Genomic DNA, 21,110 nt, shown 5'->3' with positions numbered 1-21,110 from the left:
GTACGCTAATTATTATTTTTTAGCAGCACCTTTTTTCTCAGCATATTCTTTGTTGAGACCCTCGATAATTTGCTTGGTTACGTCCACTGCGTTGTCAGCGTACAAAATACCACCGCCATTTGAGCTATATCCTAATACGAATTCGTATTTATTTTCGGCATTATGTTTTTTGATATATTCACGAATATTTGAATATAATTCTTCTTGTTTTTTAGCTTGCTCCTGAGCCAATTGAGCTTGTTTTTGTTGGCTGTATTGTTGCAATTCGCCTGCTTTTTTTCTTAGCATCATGTCGGCAGCTTGTAATTCTGCTTGTGTCATGGCTTGAGCTCTTTGCTGAATAGCAGCACCTTCTGTTTGTAAAGAACGCTCACGTTGCCCTAAGTCAACTTGCAAGCGGTATCCTTTATTTTCAAACTCTTTTTGAGCGTCTTTATAAAACTGGTAATTGGTTAATAAAGAATCTGTATTGACAAAAACAACTTTTTTTCCTTCAATAGTTGCACCTGTTGTACTTACTGCTGTGGTAGCTCCTGCTTTATCTTCACTTTTATTACAAGAAATTAAGCTTGTTGCGATTGCCAAACCTCCACACAAAATTAGGGATAATTTTTTCATTTTTAAATTGTTAAAGTATTGATAAACATGATTGTTCTATATCAAAAAATGTCCGCAAAGATAGTATTTTTTGTATAAAAGAAGAACGAATCAAAAAAACGATAATATTTGACAAGATAGCTAATATTTGGGGTATTATGCAAATACTAGATTTCAATTCCACCAGAATACCTTCGGAAAGCTATTTTATTTTGTAGCTAGACAGCCATTTAAAATCTTTAAGAGGCTGTTGTAGATACCCCATAATTTTCTGGCTATTATCTACTAGTTTAGCTTTTCAATAGTTGTTTTATTTGAAAACCACTCAATGATGCCATACCGCCCACTAGCCCAACAATCAATACACTCAACAGTGTTAATGCTGCGACGCTTCCGCCAAGTGGCAAAATCTGGGCTACTTTTTGGCTCAAAATACCCTCGGTAGCAAAATGGCTTTTGAGGGCAAATACCAACCAAATCAAAGCGTTTACCCAAAAACCCTTTCCAAAGGCATCTCCGCCCGACTTGGCCAGAAAAAAAGCTATTACTGCACTGACCAGTGCCAAAGTCCACCAAGGAAAAAACCACTGAACCACTACCAATACAACCAATAATAGGGCTGTGTATATTCCTAAAAAGCTGTTTGTTTTAGATTGAACTGTTTGTGCCATTTTTTATATTTTTTACGAGAAAACTGTATTAGTTTGATTTCTTAAAAACAAGCGTTTGTTTAATTCTTGTCGATTTTTCGTTTTTATCTTGAAGAAATAACAAAGGGTTGAGTTCGCCTTTTCTCCAAGTCTCTACCATGTCGTCGTAATGTGGACTACCTGGGTTTCCCGACTGACCTCCAGGTAATATGCCATATCCTTTTACATTTTTGTCTTTACCCAACTGCACCACCATACGCCACGACGGGCCTGTTCGCTCGGTGGTGGCATTTACAATACCACTTCCTCCACCAATTTTTACATCCATTTTGCTAAGGGCATCCATGCCTGGAATCAGGTGTTTGATGTCAGTAGATTTATAGTTGGCTAATGTCCAGCTTTCGCCAAGAGGACCTTTATTCCATTTAGTAAGGCTATCAATCGCTGCCGAAAGGGTTATATTGGCCAATTCTTGAATAGTTTCTTTTTGGGGAGTACGGGTATCGTCAAACCATGCCGCATCGGGGTGTTTTTGAATTAACTGCAAGGTTTTGTCTTGGCTAGGATATTTCATTGGGATATTTTGGTCAAAATTGAAATCATCTTCCCAAATAGCATTATAAAGCAACTGAGACCAAACAGCAAAAATACTTGGGCCTATTTCATCGGGATTGTTGTATTTGTTCCAAAGCTGTAATACCCTGAGTGAAGCCATTTGCTTTTGACTTGGCTGGGTTACAAAACTTAGCATTGTTGGTAGCCAATCATGAGCTTTTAGGTTATAATTGTCATTCTGTAAAAGCCTTAAACTATCTACATTGGCTTTTGACATACTAGCTAATCGCTGATTGATACGACGACCTCGTTCGGCTGGAGCAAACTCCCAATTGATATAATAAGGATAACTAGGGTTGGTAGACGACTGGTTGGCTGAGCTTACAAATCCTCGTGTAGGATTTTTGACGTGTGGATTGTGAGCAGCAGGAACATACCCTTGCCAATCGGCATTTTTATCTGTACCGTCTAAGATATATTTACCTTGCTCTTTTGCTTTGAGTGGAAATTTACCATTCACCCACAAAGCAATATCATTTTGATTACTAGCAAAAACAAAATTCTGAGCAGGTGCCGAATAATGGCTGAGTGCTTTTACGTAATCGTCATAGTTTTTGGCACGGTTGAGCTGGTAAAAAGTAGTTAACTCCTGAGATTTTTCGTGGGCAATCCAGCGAAGGGCATGACCTGTAGGAATATTATTACGGAGTGGTTTTTCGCTATCCAAATATACCACAGGGCCATGATGTGTGTACAAAACAGTATCCGAAATACTTTTGCCTCCCTTAATGTAGTAGGTTTCTATTCTTTTCTGGATTTTTTTCCATTGGTTGTCATGCCAATATTCTTCCTTTTTGGCATCTTTAAACTTGACCTGATACCAGTCGACTACGTCTGCACCTACGTTGGTTACGCCCCAAGCTACATCGTTATTGAAACCAATAATTACATTGGGTGTTCCGGGCATTGTAGAGCCGTAAACGTTTACTCCAGGGGCTGATAACTGTACCTGATACCAGATAGACGGCAGGCTAAGGGTTAGGTGTGGGTCGTTTGACAAAATAGGTAAGCCTGTAATAGACTTGCTACCGCCCACAGCCCAGTTGTTAGAGCCAATGGCTTTATCTCGTTCTGTCGATACGTTGCTACTACCAATACCTACAAAGTCGGCTGGAGCTTTTGGTAAAGGAATAGGCTTAAAATCGAGGGGTGTTCCCTCTGGAATTATAGGGCTTTCGACAAAAGGATAATTAGGAAATAGATCTTCGGCAACGGCTTTTCCGTATTTTCGCAAAACGTTTGTCATACGGAGGTCGTCGGTACTTGAAGCTAATACAAACGACATATTTTTAAGGAAAAGAGCACTTTTTAGTGGAGTCCACGGCTCAGGAGCATATCCTAATAGTTTGTATTCAAAAGGATAATCTTTTGGTTTGAGCTGGGCAATATAAGCATTTATACCCTCTGAGTAAGCTTCTAATGACACTTTTCCCTGTGGGTCTTCTAGCATACCTTCCAATGATTTTTCGGCACCATATACTGCTCCCATTCTACGCTGATAGCGGTCTTGCTCTAGGGCTCGTTCTCCTACAATTTCAGTAAGGCGGCCTGCGGCAAAGTGTGTTTGAAACTCCATCTGCCAAAGTCTATCTTGGGCTGTCACATAACCTTGGGCAAGGTATAAATCATGGTCGTTTTGGGCAAAAATATGAGGTACGCCCACTTCATCATATCGTACCGTAACTTCGTCTTGAAGCCCAGTAATGGAAAGAACCTCCTCTGACTGACTACTATTGGCAGGTTCGGCATTTACCCAAAAACCTGTAAAAGGACTCAAAAACGACCCTATAGGCGGAACTACCCCCCAACCTCGGCTCAGGGCATAACATAGTCCAATCGTGATACTTAATGAAAGTAACGCTTTGAAAAATTTCATTGTGTGGATAACTGTTTAGCTTGGTGACAATATAACTGTATTGATATTTTTTATAAATATAGTAATTTGATTAGCAAGGGCAAATCTTTAGGCTACTCTTGTTTACGCTCTTGTACAAATTATGTTTTTATTGTATGGGTTATAAACATTGGAAGTAATTTTCAGTTTAATTTTGGCTTTTCATAAACTCATTTATCAAAGACATATTTCGTATTTATCAACTTGACTGGCTGGCTATACAAATAATTGATAATCAATTATTCCATTATTAGAGAGTAGCTGGTACAAGTACCTCGTTCAGACTATTAATTAAATAGTAACTTTTTTAGCACAAATACAAACATTCATCCATCTTTAACCATTTATTTCCAGCGTTTTATATGATTTTTCTTCACAAACAATCCTTTGATTTAGAAGGCCACAGGGGCTGTAGGGGTTTGATGCCCGAAAATACGATTCCTGCTTTTCTGAAAGCCCTAGAATATGGTGTCGATACCCTAGAACTGGATGTCTGTATTAGCCAAGATAGCGAGGTAGTGGTATCGCATGAGCCTTTTATGAATTCATTGTTTTGTACAAAACCCACTGGAGAGGCTGTGAGAAAAAGTGAGGAAAAAAGCCTGAATTTATTTCGGATGAATTATAATGAAATTAGGCAGTTTGATTCAGGATTACGTGGAAACCGACTCTTTCCAGAACAATATCCATTACCCACTTACAAGCCTTTGCTCAAAGAAATGTTGCTGGCCTGTGAGCAGTATATTCAAGCCAATAATCTGCCCTTGGTAAAATACAATATAGAAATTAAATCGGAGGAGAAGGAATATGGTATTTCTCAGCCCAAAAATATAGCTACATTTTGTAATTTAGTTTTTGCAGAATTACAGTCTATTGCATCTAATAGGATTATTGTTCAGAGTTTTGATTTTAATATTTTACGGTTTTGTAAACAACAAATCGAATCGGGAGTTTACCCTAAAGTAATCCTTTCGGCTTTGGTAACTTATGAGGGGGTACGCCCTTCATTGGCCAAACTAGGATTTGTACCAGATATTTTTAGTCCGTATTTTAAAGCCCTGACCAAAGGCCGTGTAGCAATATGCCACCAAAAAGGCATTAGGGTTGTACCTTGGACAGTCAATGAGCCTAGCGATATGTTAAAAGTAAAGAATTTGGGGGCAGATGGATTGATTACGGATTATCCTGACAGAGCAGTTTTGCTAAATATTAGATAGCCTGTATGGCGGATGGCTTCATTGCTTATATTTGTAAGGTCAAAAACAATAGATTTTCATTGATAAAAGCGGGCGAAATACTTATTTGTCGCTCATATACTGATAAAATGCTAACATTTCCCAACGCAAAAATTAATATAGGATTACATATTACCGAGAAAAGAACCGACGGTTTTCATAATCTTGAATCTTGCTTTTATCCTGTTGGGTGGTGCGACGCATTAGAAATATTACCAGCCCAAGAGCTGTCATTCCATAATTCGGGGATTCCTATTCCTGGCGATTCGCAAAACAACCTTTGTTTGAAAGCTTATTATTTGCTCAAAAAAGACTTTGATATTCCTCCTGTGTGGATTCACTTACACAAGGTTGTACCTATTGGGGCGGGCTTAGGTGGTGGTTCGGCAGATGGGGCTTTTACTATTACTACGCTAAACAAGCTGTTTTCGCTCAAATTAACCACAGAGCAAATGCAGCAGTATGCCCGTCAATTAGGGAGTGACTGTGCTTTTTTTGTGGAAAACCAACCTAAATACTGCTTTGGCAAGGGCGACGAATTTGATGAAATAGGTATTCACTTAAAGGGCAAATATATTATTTTGGTAAACCCTAACATTCATATTTCAACAGCCGAAGCATATACGGGGATTTTACCTCATGCTGCAGAGGTAGATTTGAAAGAAATACTCAAACAGCCAATTGCCATGTGGAAAGACCTTGTAAAAAATGATTTTGAGAAAAACCTATTACTTAAATATCCTGTTATTGCCAATATCAAACATGAGCTATATCAGTACGGAGCAAGTTATGCAAGTATGACTGGGTCTGGTTCGACGGTATTTGGTATTTTTGATAATACCATTGATTTGAAACAAGCATTTAATAAATATATGATTTGGCAAGGTGAGCTTCTTTAGTATATCAACCCAAGCTAGGAGTTGCTAAATCGCCAAATTACCCCTCAAATTATGCAACGAAGAGAGCCTTTTAAATTTATGCTACAACTGGCTATGTTTGGTAGTGGCCTTTTGTTTTTTGGTCTGTTGGTTTTTTATACCATTTTGGCCCGTCCCAATGCAGGTTTTGGGAAACTTATATTGCCTCAAATTTTTTGGGTAAGTACTTTGCTCATGATGATTAGTAGTTTGACCTTATATTTGGCCAATTGGAGTTTTGTTCAGCACAAATTTAAGAGTTACCGTTTTTATATGGGCATAACACTTGGCTTGGGTATTGGCTTTATTATCATGCAATTGTTGGGCTGGAAAGAGCTTTTTGAGCTAAATGCCAATGCAACCGTAAAAACATCACGAGGTTTTATCTTGATGCTTTCGGGGCTTCATATTGTGCATATTGTTGTGGGTTTGATTTTTTTGATAAAAATCTTCGTCGAGTCTCTCAAACGCCTTTCGTATGTTGAATCGTTTGTATATTCGGTCAATCCTCCCAATCAGCTCAAAATCAACCTTATTGTATTTTATTGGCACTTTGTAGATGTACTTTGGGTCATTCTATTTGCTTATTTGTGGTGGCAAAATGGTTAATTTTTCCCTGTAAAAATAGGAGACAATGCTCCTATTTTTACAGAAAATGGTCTATTCGTCTCCGCTAGCCAATATAGCCTGCAAAATCGACGCATTACTTTTTACGATTGGCTTGCCTGTAATATCTCTTTCTGTCTTGATTTCAACATTGCCTTTTTCCGAAATACCTAGTTGTACAGGAATTTGTTGGTAAACATTTTCTTTTATTTTGACAAAAATAAAACCACCTTCACCTCTTCTCACAACGGCATTTTCGGGTAGAGTTTTTACGGTTTTATTGCCTGTCAAAATTTTGGTATTTACGTATTGTCCAACCACCAACTTTTGTTCTAACACTTCATCATCCAAATGCCCATGAACCAAAATAGCTTTGGCTTGCCCTTCTATGGTTTGTCCTACCAAAATAACTTTACCTGTCATTTTTTTATCGGCCAATTTAGGATTTTCTAATACTAAGGTTTGCCCTAATTTAACCTTATTGGCATCTTTCTCAAACACATTGAGCTCTAGGTGCAAGTGTTCTCGGCTTACCAAATCTACGATAATGTCGGTTGGGGCTATATTTTTGCCAATATTGACATACACCATTTTGGTATATCCATTGATTGGAGATACCAGATTGATAGACGGTGTTATTTCGCCTTTCCGAAGTTTGGCTATATTACATCCTATCAGTTTCAATTTTACTTCCAGACCATTGATAAGTGCCTTACTTGTTTGAAAGTCGGCATCTATTTGTTGCAATTTTTTCTTAGACCCAACATTCTCTTGATTCAGGGTTTCTTGTCTGCTTAAATCTTGTTCTTGGAACTTTTGTCTACTAATGGCTTGTAGGTATTCTTGTTGTAATTGTATGTATTCCATGCTCTGAATTACCGCCAAAGTTTGCCCTTTTCGCACGGGCGTACCTGGAAGTAGAGTAATACTTTTGACAAACCCCGAAATAGGAACACTCAAAGAAATCATCTGTTGTGGAGGGACTTCCACTTTGCCATTGGCGGTGATTTCTTCGCCAATGGTAATAGCATCAAAATCGCCAAGATTGAGTTGTACATTTTTGGCCTGTTCGGCACTCAAATGTACCAGATCATTTGTTTTTTCTTGGGTAGAATCTGCCTGTTGGTTGTCGGTTTTGTTTTTTGAACAACTCAATACAACAGTACTGAACAAAGCAGAAAGGATATATATACAAAGTGTTTTCTTATTCATGGCCGATAATTGTTTCGATATTGATAATAACTTGATTAAGGTTGTGGACTTCGCTCAGGTACATTTCTTTGATAAGCCATGCCTGAGTAATATTTTGGACAAACTCTACGTATTCTATTTCGCCAGCTTGATAGCTTTTGGTGGCGGTTGTAATAATTAAATTAGCCTGTGGAATAGCTGAATTTTCGTAATAGGATACCGATTTCTGAAGTTTGTCGAGCTGAATACCCAACGATTGCAATTGGCGTGTAAGCTGGTTTTCGGCATATTGCAAGTTTGATTTGGCAATTTGCTCGTTGATACCCGCAGCATTGATTTTGGCTTTTTGAGCTTTGGCAAAAAGCGGAAAACTCAAACCCGCCTGAACATAATTCTGATTAAAGTTACGCTCGATACTCTGATTGGTAAGCCCTACCCTTAGATCGGGTTTGAGACGTTCTTTTTCAAGTTTTGTTTGTAACTGGCTTACCTCTATTTGTTGTCGAAGAATATCTAATAGTGGATTTTTGCTAGCTTGGATTTCAGAAATCAGTAATGGTTTTTTGAAACTGATTTGCGTATCTATCTGAAAACCTTCTGATATATTGATAAGCAAAGATAAGGTTTGATACAAACTTTTTTCGTCGGCCATTACACTTTGTATCTTATTCTGGATTTCTCTCAAACGTGTTTCTGTAGATACCTTTTCCAACAAATTGGTTTCGCCCGTTTTATAACGCAACGATGCAGCTTTAAAAGCACTTTGATATAAACTATCTTGTTGCTGAAGTACTTTTAAGATTTGGGCATTGGCTAATATTTGATAATAAACCGTTTTGACTTCGCTAATAACCTGATTTTTGGTCAAATTCAAGCGTTTTTCGGCTGTAAGGGTATGGCTTTTCAAGAGGTTTTCTTGAGCCTTGTAAACTGTAGGAAAAGCAAATGACTGACCAAAAGAAAAGGTAACGTCGTTATTGAAGTAGGTTTGGGTTCGGCCAAACTGAGTGTCAAAACTGGTTTTGGGCAAATCTTTTGCTGTTTTTTCCAATGCCTGTGTTCCTGCAATATCCAATTTTCCTAACTGAATACTTTGGTTATACTGAATAGCTTTTTCAACACAGTGTTCTAGCGATAAAGCTGGTGTTTGCTGTGCCCGACCCGCAAACGCACACCCCAACAACAATACTGTCAAAATACTTACGCCTACAGTATGAGCCGATGGTTTGGAAGGATTTTGCTTACGCCCAAAAATACTGTAGATTACAGGCAATACCACCAATGTCAACAAGGTAGCCGAAATAAGCCCTCCAATTACCACCGTAGCCAACGGGCGTTGAACTTCGGCACCTGGCGAGGTAGAAAGAGCCATGGGCAAAAAGCCCAACGAGGCCACCGAGGCCGTCATAACCACAGGACGAAAACGGGTTTTTGTTCCTTCCAAAATACGTTCTTTCATGTCGACAACTCCTTGTTTTTCGAGAATATTAAAATAGGCAATTAGTACAATACCATTGAGTACAGCTACCCCAAACAAAGCAATAAACCCAATACCCGCCGAAACAGAGAATGGCATATCTCGAAACCATAAAGCCAAGATACCCCCAATAGCCGAAAGCGGAATAGCCGCAAAAATAATGAGGGCTTCGGTAAAGGAATTGAAAGTAAAAAATAGCAAAGCAAAAATGAGGAATAAAGCTACTGGCACAGCTATCGACAAACGGCTTTTGGCAGCATTGAGGTTTTCAAAAGCCCCTCCGTACTCAAAGTTGTAGCCTGTTGGCAACTGCACTTTTTTATCTAATATTTGCTGAATTTCTAGTACCAAGCTTTCTACATCTCGGTTTCGAACATTGATTCCAATGGTAATTCTGCGACGAGCGTTGTCACGAGCAATTTCGGTTGGTGCATCTTGATAGCTAATTTTGGCCACTTGAGACAACTGGATTTTACCGCCATTGGGCAAATCCACATATAAATCGCTAATGTTCTGAATGTCTTGTCGATGCGTAGAATCCAACCGCACTACCAAGCCAAAACGTCGCTCGCCTTCGTATACTACGCCTGCTTCTTCGCCTGCAAATGCTGTTTTGACAATAGCATTCAGGTCGCTGATTTTGAGTCCGAATTGGGCTATTTTTTCTCTGTCATAAGCCACTACCATTTGTGGTACACCTTCTATTTGTTGAACTTTCAAATCGCCAACACCCTCTACTTTGGCAATATGCTTGGCACATTCTTGGGCTTTTTGATAAAGGATGTCCAAATCTTCCCCAAAAATTTTGATGGCTACATCAGATTTTACGCCTGCAATTAGTTCGTTGAAACGCATTTGGATAGGCTGTGTAAACTCAAAATTCACCCCTGGCAATTCAGAAAGAGCTTTATCCATTTTTTCTGATAATTCTTCCATTGTTTTGGCTTTTTTCCAAGTCTTAATATCATTTAGTTCAATAATCAAGTCGCACGAATTGATACCCATAGGGTCGGTAGGTATTTCGGATGCCCCAATACGTGATACCACTTGTTTTACTTCGTCTGGAAAATCTCGTAAAATAATCTGCTGAGCTAAGGTATTCATTTTTACACTCTGCGAAAGCGATGCATTGCTATGCAAAAGTGTTTCTACAGCAAAATCACCTTCATTAAGTTCTGGAATAAACTCGCCCCCAAGGCGATTAAATACAAACAAACTTACCACAAACAACCCTACTGCTGAGCCTACCGTTACAAGCCTGTGGTACAACACCCAGCGAATAATAGGAGCATAAAATTGATATAAGAAATTGATGATTTTGTCGGAAATAGTTTCTTCTACTTTTACTTTTTTGCTCAACAAAAGCGAAGCCATCATTGGCACATAAGTCAGCGATAAGATCAAAGCTCCGATAATAGCAAAACCCACTGTTTCGGCCATTGGACGGAACATTTTACCTTCAATACCCGTCAGTGCCAAAATAGGAAAATATACAATCAAAATGATGATTTCGCCAAAAGCAGCCGATTGCCGAATCGTTACAGCCGAATGATATACCTCGTCGTTCATTTCTTGTTGTGTAAGCACCAATTGTCCAACGCCCATCTTTTTGGCTCTATCGTGCAAGTGGTGTATAATGGCTTCTACAATGATTACAGCTCCATCGACAATCAGACCGAAGTCGATTGCCCCCAACGACATCAGGTTGGCCGATACCCCAAACAAGTGCATCATACTAAATGAAAACAACAAGCATAAAGGAATAACAGAGGCTACAACAATACCCGCCCGAAGATTACCCAATAACAAAACCAGTACAAAAATCACAATCAGACCACCTTCAATAAGGTTTTTTTGTACTGTACCTATCGACTTATCTATCAGTTTGCTTCTATCAATAAAAGGCTCAATAGTAATACCTTCTGGCAAGGATTTTTGGATTTCTTTGATACGAGCTTTTACATCTTTGACAACTACCTGAGCCGAAGCTCCTTTGAGCAGCAATACTACTGCCCCAACGGCTTCGCCTTCGCCATTACGAGTCATAGCTCCATAGCGAATAGCATGACCAAACTGTACAGTGGCTACATCCTTAATCAAAATTGGCAAACCTCCTCGATTGGTAATTACGATATTACCAATGTCGTCGAGGTTGGCGACCATCCCTTCCGAACGAATAAAATAGGCATCAGTACCTTTTTCGATATAACTACCACCTGTGTTGGCATTGTTGTCTTGAAGAGCCATAAAAACCTGATTGAGGCTAATATTACTGGCACTTAATCGCTCAGGATTAATGGCTACTTCATATTGTTTTAAATTACCTCCAAAAGAACTCACCTCTACAACCCCCTTAATCCCCAGCAATTGCCTCTTCACAATCCAATCTTGAATGGTTCGTAGCTCTGCAAGTGAATAATGTTGTTTGAATTTGGGGTCTACAGCCAATGTATATTGATAAAACTCGCCTAGTCCAGTAGTAATAGGAGCTAGTTCTGGTCGTCCTGCACCAGCTACCAAATTGGGTTCTGCCTCTCTGAGCTTTTCGGTAACTTGTTGACGGGCTTTTTCAATGGGTACGTCATCGTCAAAAACCACAGTAATAATCGACAACCCCATTCTTGAAAAAGAGCGAATTTCTTTGGTATTAGGTACTGTTCTCAAAGAAATTTCGAGGGGTATTGTAATAAACTTTTCTACTTCTGTAGCTGGCAAGGCAGGCGATCGGGTAATTACTTGTACCTGATTGGAGGTAATATCGGGTAAGGCATCGACGGTGAGTTGGGTTACAGAAAAACCGCCCCAAGTTACCAATGCAAGCACAAATAGCCCGATAATCAGCTTGTTGTTGATGCTGAATCGAATTAATGAATCTATCATTTTAAGTCTTTTTCTAAAATAAAGGAAATGTGTAAACTAGCTGCTGGCCTATTGCCATCAGCATCAAGAAAGAGCATATTTTAACAGACCAACGTGGCCATTGAAAATAGCATACAAAGTAGATTGTGATAGTAGCAACAACATATTAGTTATGGCTCAGAGAAGTCCTCTCAAAGCACACCAATACACTGTTCTTGATAAATTAATACCGTGGAGGGTTTAAGAAGGATTTAGCCAACAAGAAGTTGTAGAAGTTTTGCCAAACAAAATTAGGCTCAGGAAAAGCCTTGATAATTGGCCTAAAAATAATAGTAATGTACTGGAACGACGGCAAAAAAGCATGGGTAGCTTGCGAGTCCAGACTTGGCAAATGGGAGTGTGAATGTTTGGCAGTTTTGGTATGTTTTGAAGCTGCCGAATAGTGCATTGCTAAAAAACTTATAAAGCTCATATTGCATTTATCAGTTTTGCAATGCCACTGATAATGTTTCACCAACTCACCCATTTTGGCCAATTGCAAAGTATCCACCCTTGGAAAAAGACTCCCCAATAGAATGGTAATACTTAGTACTATGGAAGTGAATGGTTTCATATACCAAAGGTATAAATTTTAGGAATTTAAAATACAGAGACTTGTATTTTTTTTAGTTGGTGTTTGGATTAAAAAATAGCTAAAAAGTTTAAAAACTTTTCTATAAATACAAACTAGAAGAAAAAATAGAAGATTGTTATAAGGTATTGTAGGTATAAAAGACTGCTTAAAAGCCTATTTTAGCCCTCTTTTAAATAAAGTTATCCACATTATGCCTTTATTTAGTGTGGGTAACTTTTCTGGTGTGGATAAGTCAGATCAAACAATTTTATTAAAAAGCATGATTTATTTGCTTCTATTTTGATAGAAAAATCATTTACTATTTATAATAATTCTAAGGAGCAACAAAAAACCTCCACCAATCACCTAGGGTATTGATGGAGGTCAAACATATCATAATAACTATTACATGGCTTTCAAACGAGCAATAGTTTCTTCTAGTGCCTTAATCTTCGACTCGGCATCGGCTAGCTTTTGGCGTTCTTTTTCTACTACATCAGGTTTGGCATTGGCAACAAAACGCTCGTTCGAGAGTTTGCCTTCTACTGATTTTTTAAAACCTAGATTATAAGCCAATTCTTTCTGAGCATTTTCAAGCTCGGCTTCTACGTCTAGCTCTTCAGCTAGGTCGATAAAAAATTCATCGGCTTTCAATACAAACGAAATAGCATTTTCAACATTAGTAGTAACATAGTCAATTTTGGACGTGTTCGCCAATTTAACAATAATAGCTTCTAATGGCTGATAACGAGCTGGTTCGTCGGTCTTAATTGCTAATGGCAACTCTGTTTTTGGCGAAATTTGTTTGGTATTACGGGTCTCACGAATTTTTGAAACAATACCAAATAAAATATCAAAATCGGCCAATACCTGTATATTTATAGCTTCTGCTACTGGATACGAAGTATTACAGATGGTTTCACCAGCTTTGCGTTCTTTTACCGCTTGCCAGATTTCTTCTGTAATAAAAGGCATATATGGGTGCATCAATGCCATGAGTTTTTCAAAAATCTCAATAGTTGATTGATACGTTACGCTGTCGATTGGTGAACCAAAAGCTGGTTTGATAATTTCGAGGTACTGCGAACAGAAATCATCCCAAACAAGGTTATAAATCGCCAAAAGAGCATCAGAAATACGGAATTTACTGAAGTGGTCTTGTACTTCAGTAACTGTCTGGCTAATTTTTGAGTTAAACCATTTTACAGCCAGGTCGTTCGAGCTAGGTTGTGCTTGGTTAGATACCTCCAAGCCTTCTACCAAACGGTACGCATTCCATACCTTGTTACAGAAATTACGGCCTTGTTCGCATAATTTATCATCAAACAATAGGTCGTTTCCGGCAGGAGCAGAGAACAACAAACCCGAACGAACGCCATCGGCTCCGTATTTCTCGATAAGGTCGAGTGGGTCGGGCGAATTGCCTAGCGATTTTGACATTTTACGACCTTGTTTGTCACGAACAATACCTGTCAAATACACATTTCTGAAAGGTAATTCGCCACGCCATTCATAACCTGCAATAATCATACGAGCTACCCAGAAAAACAAAATATCGGGGCCCGTTACCAAGTCGTTGGTAGGGTAATAATACTTAATATCTTCATTTTCAGGATTTTCGATACCATCAAATACCGAAATTGGCCATAACCAAGACGAGAACCAAGTGTCTAGTACGTCGGGGTCTTGGGTCAAATCTTCTTCGGTCAAAGCAAATAACTGCATTTCGTGCTGTGCTTTGCGTAATGCCTCACGTTTGGTTTTGGCAACAATCACTGTGCCATCTTGCAAATAAAACGCTGGGATTTGTTGTCCCCACCAAAGCTGACGACTAATACACCAGTCGTGTACATTCTCCATCCAAGAACGATAGGTATTCTTGAATTTGGAAGGATACAATTTGATGTTGTCATTCATGACGTTTTCGAGGGCAGGCTTTGATATTTCGTCCATTTTCAAAAACCACTGCAACGATAGTTTTGGCTCGATTACCGCACCTGTACGCTCAGACGTTTTTACGATAGATTTATATTCTTCCATTTTTACCAATAATCCTGCTTCTTCCAAATCTTTTACGATATTGCGACGAGCAGCAAAACGGTCTTGATTGACATATAAAACGGCTTTTTCATTCAAAAAACCATCGTCGTTGAGAATATCAATTACGGGCAACTTATGCTTTAATCCTAATTCGTAGTCATTCAAATCGTGGGCAGGTGTTACTTTCAAGCATCCTGTACCAAAATCCATGGTTACGTATTCATCGGTAATAACAGGAATTTCACGACCCAACAACGGAATCAATACCGATTTGCCATGATAAGCCAAATAGCGTTCATCGTTTGGATTAACACAAATAGCAGCATCGGCCATAATGGTTTCGGGGCGAGTTGTAGCAATTGTCAAAAACTCACCATCAGTACCCACAATAGGGTATTTGATGTGATACAACTTGGCCTGAACATCTTTTTCAATTACCTCTTCGTCTGAAAGGGCTGTTTTTCCGAGCGGATCCCAGTTTACCATTCTTACGCCACGATAAATCTGGCCTTTGTTGTAAAGGCGTACAAATGTTTCGATAACGGCATCGTACAACGAGGGCTCCATAGTAAAGCGAGTTCTATCCCAATCGCATGAAGCACCTAATTTTTTTAATTGTTCAAGAATAATTCCGCCGTATTTATCTTTCCACTCGTGGGCATATTCAAGAAACTCCTCACGAGAAATATCTTTTTTCTCGATACCTCTTTCTTTCAACATGGCCACCACTTTGGCTTCTGTAGCAATCGACGCATGGTCTGTACCTGGCACCCAACAAGCTTCTTTGCCTTCCATACGAGCTTTACGAATCAAGACATCTTGGATGGTATTATTGAGCATGTGCCCCATGTGTAAAACGCCTGTGACGTTTGGTGGGGGAATCACAATACTGTATGGTTCTTTATCAGGGTTAGGCTTTGACGCAAAAAACTTGTTTTCGAGCCAATACTGATACCATTTGGCTTCAATTTCTTGTGGAGTGTACGTTTTTGAAATCATGTTGTATGAATGATGAATCGAAGGAGAGCTCAACGGCTCTATTCCATATTATCTTAATAATCATAAAATTAGTTTGCAAAGATACGGAATTTGGAGGAATGGCGGGTGCTGAAAGTAATTTTCAGAAAATTATCCTACCAAAAAGTTATGCTTCAGATAGTCGTATTTGCTAAAAATGAAACTATAAACGACAAGCTCCAAAACAATTCTCGTAAATTTAGGGTTGAAATAATAGCATATTTATCCTACAAAAGGGCTTAACAAGCATACTAAACAGACCTGCATTATGTTGATTAAAATAGGATTATTTTTGGGTACATTCGTATTTATGGAGGGTTTTGCATGGTTTACACATAAATATATCATGCACGGTATTATGTGGGGCTGGCACCGCTCGCACCATGTTCATCACAATAATGTCTTGGAAAAAAACGATTTATTTTCGGTTGTTTTTGGTATAGTTTCTACCACAACCATCATTATTGGCGACCTCGTTCCTGAGCTTTGGTTTTTATTTTGGATAGGCTTGGGTGTAGCACTTTATGGGATTTTCTACTTTATCTTTCATGATATTATTGTGCATCGTCGTATCAAAATCAAGTTTGTTGCCAAAAGCAAATATATGAAACGAATTATGAGGGCTCATTATATTCATCACAAGATACATCATAAAAAAGGGGCGGAGGCCTTTGGCTTTTTGTATGCCCCCAAAAAATACGATATTGAAGGGAAGTTGTAAGAGAAAACCGAATGGCGATTAATGGTATTTTGGAATGTTAGTAGCTATCTGTAATTGGTGTTTCACTCATGCTATAAGCTATAGCATGAGTGTTTTTTTTATTTCTTTTCTTGCAGCAACAACAAAAGTATTTCGGCTGCTTGCCAAGCATTGGTAGGCGAAATACGTACATCCACCAAGGTTTGGTCTATTAGCCCTAATTTGCTATAATTGACTTCGGTAGCCTCGGCCTCCCAAGTCAATGGATAGTCTTTTAACGAAATTGGGCCTTTGGCTTGCTTAAAAAAATGATCTTCTGCCCAACTATAGTGTGGCGATGTTAGAGCCACGTTGTCGTCGAACTGCTCGCCTTTTACATATTCTTGTTTGAAATCAAACCAAAACAAACTTGAGTAGCTATCATAAGCCGTAGGGATTTTATATTTGTCGGGCAATTGTAAGGCCTTTAAACCAAACTTTAGCCATTTGGTCTGAAAAACGGCATGAGGCTGTAAATCTGTACGCCCTTCGATATACCCTCCTTTGTCAAAATTATCGGCTTCATCCAAAATTTTATTGACTAATGGATGTTTCTTATCGCTTACAATCGACAACATATATAAGGCTTGTCCCAGATTGTCGGCTTCGGCATAACCATTATTATTACGGTCAAAAGGGCTATTCAAGTGTAAAATCCAATCGCTAATAAGAGGCACGTTTTGTGTTTGTACCAATGCCATCGTAATCACAGCGGCACTCTTGTACCACGGTTTGGCATATACCATAAAGTTGGGCAATGGCTTACCGTCGTTGATATTAATCAATATTTCATGATGCAAAACCCTCAAAATACCTGCAAAACGATTTCCTCCAAAGCTTGGTAATTTAACAGGGCTTTCAGCCAGAATAATTTGAAGGTTATTTTCGTAAGCATACACCCCTGTAGAATCCTCTTGAATATCAACGGCACGGCCATCTTCTAGTTCAAGATGTACGAGGTATTCGGAAGGAACAATCGTGGCAGTTTTTACTTTCCAGCGACGAATAGATTTTCCAGTACTAAGGTTGATTATTTTCCCATTTTTATAAACCATTTTGGGTCTATTTCCCATTCCAAAAAAGAAGAATTTAACGTCTGGGAGGTTTCGTTTCTTGGGATGTTCTTTGCGAAATAAGGCAAGCTCTTCACGATAAGCTTGTAAAAGCTTATCGGCTTTTTGTTGGTTATATAGCTGAGCATCGGCGGTAAATAGCGATAGTAACAAAAAAGTAATAACTAATAAAGACTTTTTATTCATGGGTTTTCGATAGCATTTGTCTTTCAAAGGTAATTAATTTTACATGAACTATAGCCCCCAAGCCTATTCGATACTACGCTCATAGATTAAAAGAGTATTATTACTCATTGATTAGGTTATTCAATTCGTTCGATATTATTTTCTGCTACCGAGGCAAGGTTGTTATATTTGAGAAAAAGCTGTGCCAATACCACTATATCTTCTCGGCAATACCTTGCTATTTTATCTATATCGCCTTCGCTATAAAATGTTTGATTCACTTGATCGCCACTAAGAGTTTGTTTGCTGCTTGGAATACCAAAGATTTCTGCCAATAAATCCAGCGATGTATAATGTTTTTTATCGCCAAACTTCCACATTTCTAGCGTGTCTAAATGAAGAATTTCCCAAGGTTTTTTGCCTGATAGCTGCAAGGCTTTGGGTATATCTATGCCATTAATTAGCATTCTACGGCACAAATAAGGGTAATCAAACTCTTTGCCATTATGGGCACATAACATCAATTCGTTGGGTTTGTACTTGCGTTCGATAAGCTGCTTAAAGGCCAAAAGAAGTTCTTTTTCGTCAGTACCTACCAACGACTTGGCTTTTAGACAAAGTGCTTGCTCGTCGTTCCAGTGAAAAAAGCCCAATCCTATCACAACGATTTTTCCAAATTCGGCATAAATACCTGCACGCTCAAAATACAAGCTGGCATCGTCTAGCCCGTCGGGATTGTGCATATAGCTTGCTTTTTTCGACCAAAAACCCTGCATTCGTTCCGAAAGCTGATCAAAACTACTGGTAGCCGAAATCGTTTCGATGTCGATGAAAAGAAGATTTTTCGCAATTTTAGATAAGTCTATCATAGCATACAAAGAAATAGATGTACAAAATATTGAGCAAATGAGAGATTGAAGCTATTTAAACTGACTTATTTTTCCAATTAGCAGGCCCATTTAGGTTGCTAATTGGAAAAATATACACTTACTATTATTCATGAAGAATCCCCTCTAGGTCGAGTTGTGCAATCTGGATAAGGTTTTCGACACGTATACTTTCAGGAACAAATATAAACTTCTTATCGAATATCTGATTACCAATATAATAGCTTACCCAATATTCATTATTAATATGAAAAACATCGGGTGAAATCGGTTCTATTTTCACGATTTGTTCCGAACCAATTTCTTTAAAAAAATACCTCAGCGAAGCTGTTTTAATCTTGTTTCCTTCCAAATCAGTGCCGTAGCCACTTGATGTTACAAATACGGTATCAATGGCTGTTTTCAAGCGATTAATCAAATATACGTCCCAAAGTACATTATCTTCTTCATCAAATCTTCGGGCAATGGCAACCTTTATGCCATCTACAGTAGGGAATAAAATATCTTTTTTCATTGAAAATAAAATTACTGTAACTCAAATTCAAAAATATCGCTTAGGTGCTTAGCCATATAGCTTTCTACTTCGTCGAGGTCGATGCTTCTTCCCAATTCTTGCGAGATAGACGTTACGGCTTTGTCATCGATACCACAAGGTACTATATACCCAAAATAACTCAAATCGGTATTCACATTCAAGGCAAATCCGTGCATAGTAACCCAGCGGCTTGCTTTTACGCCCATAGCACAAATTTTACGGGGATTTTGCTGTTCGATATAGTCAATCCAAACACCCGTAAGCCCGTCGATTCGGCCAGCCGCTATACCATAATCGGCACAAGTTCTGATAACAGCTTCTTCCAAATACCGCATATATTTGTGAATATCGGTAAAAAAATTATCTAGATCTATGATAGGATACCCCACCAACTGCCCTTGTCCGTGATAGGTGATATCACCTCCTCTATTAATTTTATAGTACTGAGCCTGATATTTTTCGAGACCTTCTTCGTCTAATAAAAGATGTTCGGGTTTACCACTTTTCCCTAGTGTATACACATGCGGGTGCTGACAAAAAAGTAGGTAGTTGGGGGTAATTTGCTGTTCGTCAGGAGCTAATTTACGGTTTTTGATTTTGATATCTACAATTTCAGCATGCAGTTTTTCCTGATAGTCCCATGCAGTCTGATAGTCTATCAAACCAAGCTTTTGAAAAAGCACTTTTTTATTTTGTGTCATATTACCAATATTATACAACTAAGCAAATGAGCGAGTCGGCAACTTAGCCTACTAGTGATTAAAATATTAATAATCAATCAAATACAATACCATTTTGGCATTTATCATTTTGTACTATTACTTATTAACAACGAATCAAACGATATAATTCAATGGCAGAACACCTAGAAACTGGCAAGCAAGCTGAAGATTTGGCTGCTTTATACCTTACTGAAAAAGGCTACGAAATTATAGCACGCAATCATCGCTATGGCCATGCCGAAATAGACCTTATTGTAAAGAAGGGAATCTTTTTGGTATTTGTAGAAGTAAAAGCGCGTAGCAATATCAAATTTGGTATGCCCGAAACCGCTGTCAGTAAGCTCAAGGTTTCGCTAATCAAACGTGCGGCTGAGGCATATATCTATCAGATAGACTGGCATCAACAAATCCGCTTCGATATTGTGTCTATTATTTTTACTAAACAAGGATACCAAATTTCACATTTTGAGGATGCCTTTTATTAGAGGTATTTACTTTTCCAACACAAATATCATTCGGGGCGAATGTTCTATCTGAAAATCGCCCAAATGGTAATCGCCAAAGATATGCTTGAGGGTAAGCCCTGCGGCTTTAAAATACTGCTTAAACTCGTCAAGAGAAATGGCCTGTACTTTTTCCTGAAAATGGTACTCATGGCCATCTTCACAAAACTCTATATCTTTGATAATTGCCCCCTTGTCGACCGACTTTCTGATTTCAAAAGTAATATCGTCGACACGTTTTATTTGGTAAGGAACAAGCTGATTGACAACCAAGGCTGTATTGAAAAAATCCATGACAAAAATACCCCCTTTGCGAAGGTTGCGGGCGGCAGCCTGAAATGCCTTGATGTTTTCGAGGTCGTTTTCTAAATAACCAAAGCTTGTAAACATATTCAGGATAAAATCAAAATATCTTTCTTCAAATACCTCACGCATATCGTGAACAAAAAAATGAAGTTGATTATTTTCAAATTGCTTGGCATATTCTATGCTCTGAGAAGAAAGGTCGACACCTGTAACTGTATATCCTTTTTGATTAAGATATATAGCATGACGACCTTTCCCACAGGCCAAATCCATAATATGATGTTCGGGCTGAAAATGAAGAAATGAGGATAGCTGGTCGATAAAAACTTGTGCTTCTTTATCATCTCGTTCTTTATAGAGAATATGATAATATGGCGAATCAAACCATGAGCTGAACCATTCTTTTGTCATTTTTTTATGAATAAATTAAGTCGTTGTCTGTAATGTTTTAATAATAGTCAACACTACT

The 21,110-nt window shown here is 38.5% G+C and carries 17 protein-coding genes; 5 read left to right on the top strand and 12 right to left on the bottom strand.

The annotated features are described in order from the left end of the window. Window positions 1-12: 12 nt before the first annotated feature. From FLEMA_RS72230 to FLEMA_RS72220, 3 genes are all read right to left on the bottom strand, one after another. The gene (locus FLEMA_RS72230; RefSeq protein WP_044172854.1) at window positions 13-618 is read right to left on the bottom strand and encodes an OmpH/Skp family outer membrane protein; all 606 of its coding nucleotides are present in this window, start codon (window positions 616-618) and stop codon (window positions 13-15) included. 269 nt (window positions 619-887) lie between these two features. Continuing rightward, window positions 888-1,268: a hypothetical protein gene (locus FLEMA_RS72225; protein WP_052354197.1), complete on the bottom strand. Its 381-nt coding sequence runs from the start codon at window positions 1,266-1,268 to the stop codon at window positions 888-890. A gap of 28 nt (window positions 1,269-1,296) precedes the next feature. After that, window positions 1,297-3,738, bottom strand: coding sequence for a penicillin acylase family protein (locus FLEMA_RS72220; RefSeq protein WP_044172851.1), 2,442 nt, complete (start codon window positions 3,736-3,738; stop codon window positions 1,297-1,299). Between the two features lie 380 nt (window positions 3,739-4,118). Between FLEMA_RS72220 and FLEMA_RS0141845 the strand changes: the two genes are divergently transcribed. The 3 genes from FLEMA_RS0141845 to FLEMA_RS0141835 all read left to right on the top strand — a co-directional run bounded on the left by FLEMA_RS0141845 (window position 4,119) and on the right by FLEMA_RS0141835 (window position 6,517). After that, window positions 4,119-4,973, top strand: a complete 855-nt coding sequence (locus tag FLEMA_RS0141845) for a glycerophosphodiester phosphodiesterase family protein (RefSeq protein ID WP_026996792.1) — start codon at window positions 4,119-4,121, stop codon at window positions 4,971-4,973. Window positions 4,974-5,080: 107 nt separating this feature from the next. Further along, complete coding sequence (ispE, locus tag FLEMA_RS0141840) at window positions 5,081-5,890, top strand: 4-(cytidine 5'-diphospho)-2-C-methyl-D-erythritol kinase (protein ID WP_026996791.1); 810 nt, start codon at window positions 5,081-5,083, stop codon at window positions 5,888-5,890. A 51-nt stretch (window positions 5,891-5,941) separates the two neighbouring features. Further along, on the top strand, window positions 5,942-6,517 hold the full coding sequence (locus FLEMA_RS0141835) for a cytochrome c oxidase subunit 3 (protein ID WP_044172848.1): 576 nt from the start codon (window positions 5,942-5,944) through the stop codon (window positions 6,515-6,517). Window positions 6,518-6,568: 51 nt separating this feature from the next. Here FLEMA_RS0141835 and FLEMA_RS72215 read toward each other — a convergent pair whose 3' ends face one another. The 4 genes from FLEMA_RS72215 to FLEMA_RS72200 form a co-directional block, all read right to left on the bottom strand. After that, window positions 6,569-7,726: an efflux RND transporter periplasmic adaptor subunit gene (locus tag FLEMA_RS72215; protein WP_052354196.1), complete on the bottom strand. Its 1,158-nt coding sequence runs from the start codon at window positions 7,724-7,726 to the stop codon at window positions 6,569-6,571. Further along, a complete protein-coding gene (locus tag FLEMA_RS72210) occupies window positions 7,719-12,062 on the bottom strand; it encodes a CusA/CzcA family heavy metal efflux RND transporter (RefSeq protein WP_044172846.1) in 4,344 nt (1,447 codons plus the stop codon). Before FLEMA_RS72210 ends, FLEMA_RS72215 begins: the two co-directional genes overlap by 8 nt. Before the next feature lie 202 nt (window positions 12,063-12,264). Then, window positions 12,265-12,654, bottom strand: coding sequence for a hypothetical protein (locus FLEMA_RS76255; protein ID WP_144080138.1), 390 nt, complete (start codon window positions 12,652-12,654; stop codon window positions 12,265-12,267). 405 nt (window positions 12,655-13,059) lie between these two features. After that, complete coding sequence (locus FLEMA_RS72200) at window positions 13,060-15,693, bottom strand: valine--tRNA ligase (protein ID WP_044172841.1); 2,634 nt, start codon at window positions 15,691-15,693, stop codon at window positions 13,060-13,062. A 286-nt stretch (window positions 15,694-15,979) separates the two neighbouring features. Between FLEMA_RS72200 and FLEMA_RS0141590 the strand changes: the two genes are divergently transcribed. Beyond that, window positions 15,980-16,432, top strand: a complete 453-nt coding sequence (locus FLEMA_RS0141590) for a sterol desaturase family protein (RefSeq protein ID WP_026996780.1) — start codon at window positions 15,980-15,982, stop codon at window positions 16,430-16,432. A gap of 98 nt (window positions 16,433-16,530) precedes the next feature. On the opposite strand, the gene FLEMA_RS72195 is transcribed toward FLEMA_RS0141590, so the two are convergent. The 4 genes from FLEMA_RS72195 to lipB form a co-directional block, all read right to left on the bottom strand. Beyond that, window positions 16,531-17,709 carry an EF-hand domain-containing protein gene (locus FLEMA_RS72195; RefSeq protein ID WP_044172840.1) on the bottom strand — a complete coding sequence of 393 codons (1,179 nt, stop codon included), beginning with the start codon at window positions 17,707-17,709 and terminating at the stop codon, window positions 16,531-16,533. A 116-nt stretch (window positions 17,710-17,825) separates the two neighbouring features. Beyond that, on the bottom strand, window positions 17,826-18,557 hold the full coding sequence (locus FLEMA_RS72190; protein ID WP_044172838.1) for a 3'-5' exonuclease: 732 nt from the start codon (window positions 18,555-18,557) through the stop codon (window positions 17,826-17,828). A 124-nt stretch (window positions 18,558-18,681) separates the two neighbouring features. Continuing rightward, window positions 18,682-19,089 (bottom strand): hypothetical protein, encoded by a 408-nt coding sequence (locus tag FLEMA_RS0141535; protein ID WP_026996777.1) that lies wholly within the window; start codon window positions 19,087-19,089, stop codon window positions 18,682-18,684. An 11-nt stretch (window positions 19,090-19,100) separates the two neighbouring features. Continuing rightward, the gene (lipB, locus tag FLEMA_RS72185; protein ID WP_044172832.1) at window positions 19,101-19,811 is read right to left on the bottom strand and encodes a lipoyl(octanoyl) transferase LipB; all 711 of its coding nucleotides are present in this window, start codon (window positions 19,809-19,811) and stop codon (window positions 19,101-19,103) included. A gap of 152 nt (window positions 19,812-19,963) precedes the next feature. On the opposite strand from lipB, the gene FLEMA_RS0141500 reads away from it, so the two are divergent. After that, entirely contained in the window at window positions 19,964-20,317 is a 354-nt protein-coding gene (locus tag FLEMA_RS0141500) for a YraN family protein (protein WP_026997931.1), read from the top strand. A 6-nt stretch (window positions 20,318-20,323) separates the two neighbouring features. Here FLEMA_RS0141500 and FLEMA_RS0141495 read toward each other — a convergent pair whose 3' ends face one another. Next, the gene (locus tag FLEMA_RS0141495) at window positions 20,324-21,052 is read right to left on the bottom strand and encodes an SAM-dependent methyltransferase (protein ID WP_026996775.1); all 729 of its coding nucleotides are present in this window, start codon (window positions 21,050-21,052) and stop codon (window positions 20,324-20,326) included. Window positions 21,053-21,110: the final 58 nt, after the last annotated feature.

Origin of the sequence: Flectobacillus major DSM 103, assembly GCF_000427405.1 — a bacterium.
GTDB lineage: Bacteria > Bacteroidota > Bacteroidia > Cytophagales > Spirosomataceae > Flectobacillus > Flectobacillus major.
This window is presented reverse-complemented; position numbering and strand designations above follow the sequence as displayed.

Coding starts and splice junctions, on each gene's coding strand:
- FLEMA_RS72230 (WP_044172854.1), bottom strand. CDS start 618: ATGAAAAAATTATCCCTAATTTTGTGTGGAGGTTTGGCAATCGCAACA.
- FLEMA_RS72225 (WP_052354197.1), bottom strand. CDS start 1,268: ATGGCACAAACAGTTCAATCTAAAACAAACAGCTTTTTAGGAATATAC.
- FLEMA_RS72220 (WP_044172851.1), bottom strand. CDS start 3,738: ATGAAATTTTTCAAAGCGTTACTTTCATTAAGTATCACGATTGGACTA.
- FLEMA_RS0141845 (WP_026996792.1), top strand. CDS start 4,119: ATGATTTTTCTTCACAAACAATCCTTTGATTTAGAAGGCCACAGGGGC.
- ispE (WP_026996791.1), top strand. CDS start 5,081: ATGCTAACATTTCCCAACGCAAAAATTAATATAGGATTACATATTACC.
- FLEMA_RS0141835 (WP_044172848.1), top strand. CDS start 5,942: ATGCAACGAAGAGAGCCTTTTAAATTTATGCTACAACTGGCTATGTTT.
- FLEMA_RS72215 (WP_052354196.1), bottom strand. CDS start 7,726: ATGAATAAGAAAACACTTTGTATATATATCCTTTCTGCTTTGTTCAGT.
- FLEMA_RS72210 (WP_044172846.1), bottom strand. CDS start 12,062: ATGATAGATTCATTAATTCGATTCAGCATCAACAACAAGCTGATTATC.
- FLEMA_RS76255 (WP_144080138.1), bottom strand. CDS start 12,654: ATGAAACCATTCACTTCCATAGTACTAAGTATTACCATTCTATTGGGG.
- FLEMA_RS72200 (WP_044172841.1), bottom strand. CDS start 15,693: ATGATTTCAAAAACGTACACTCCACAAGAAATTGAAGCCAAATGGTAT.
- FLEMA_RS0141590 (WP_026996780.1), top strand. CDS start 15,980: ATGTTGATTAAAATAGGATTATTTTTGGGTACATTCGTATTTATGGAG.
- FLEMA_RS72195 (WP_044172840.1), bottom strand. CDS start 17,709: ATGAATAAAAAGTCTTTATTAGTTATTACTTTTTTGTTACTATCGCTA.
- FLEMA_RS72190 (WP_044172838.1), bottom strand. CDS start 18,557: ATGATAGACTTATCTAAAATTGCGAAAAATCTTCTTTTCATCGACATC.
- FLEMA_RS0141535 (WP_026996777.1), bottom strand. CDS start 19,089: ATGAAAAAAGATATTTTATTCCCTACTGTAGATGGCATAAAGGTTGCC.
- lipB (WP_044172832.1), bottom strand. CDS start 19,811: ATGACACAAAATAAAAAAGTGCTTTTTCAAAAGCTTGGTTTGATAGAC.
- FLEMA_RS0141500 (WP_026997931.1), top strand. CDS start 19,964: ATGGCAGAACACCTAGAAACTGGCAAGCAAGCTGAAGATTTGGCTGCT.
- FLEMA_RS0141495 (WP_026996775.1), bottom strand. CDS start 21,052: ATGACAAAAGAATGGTTCAGCTCATGGTTTGATTCGCCATATTATCAT.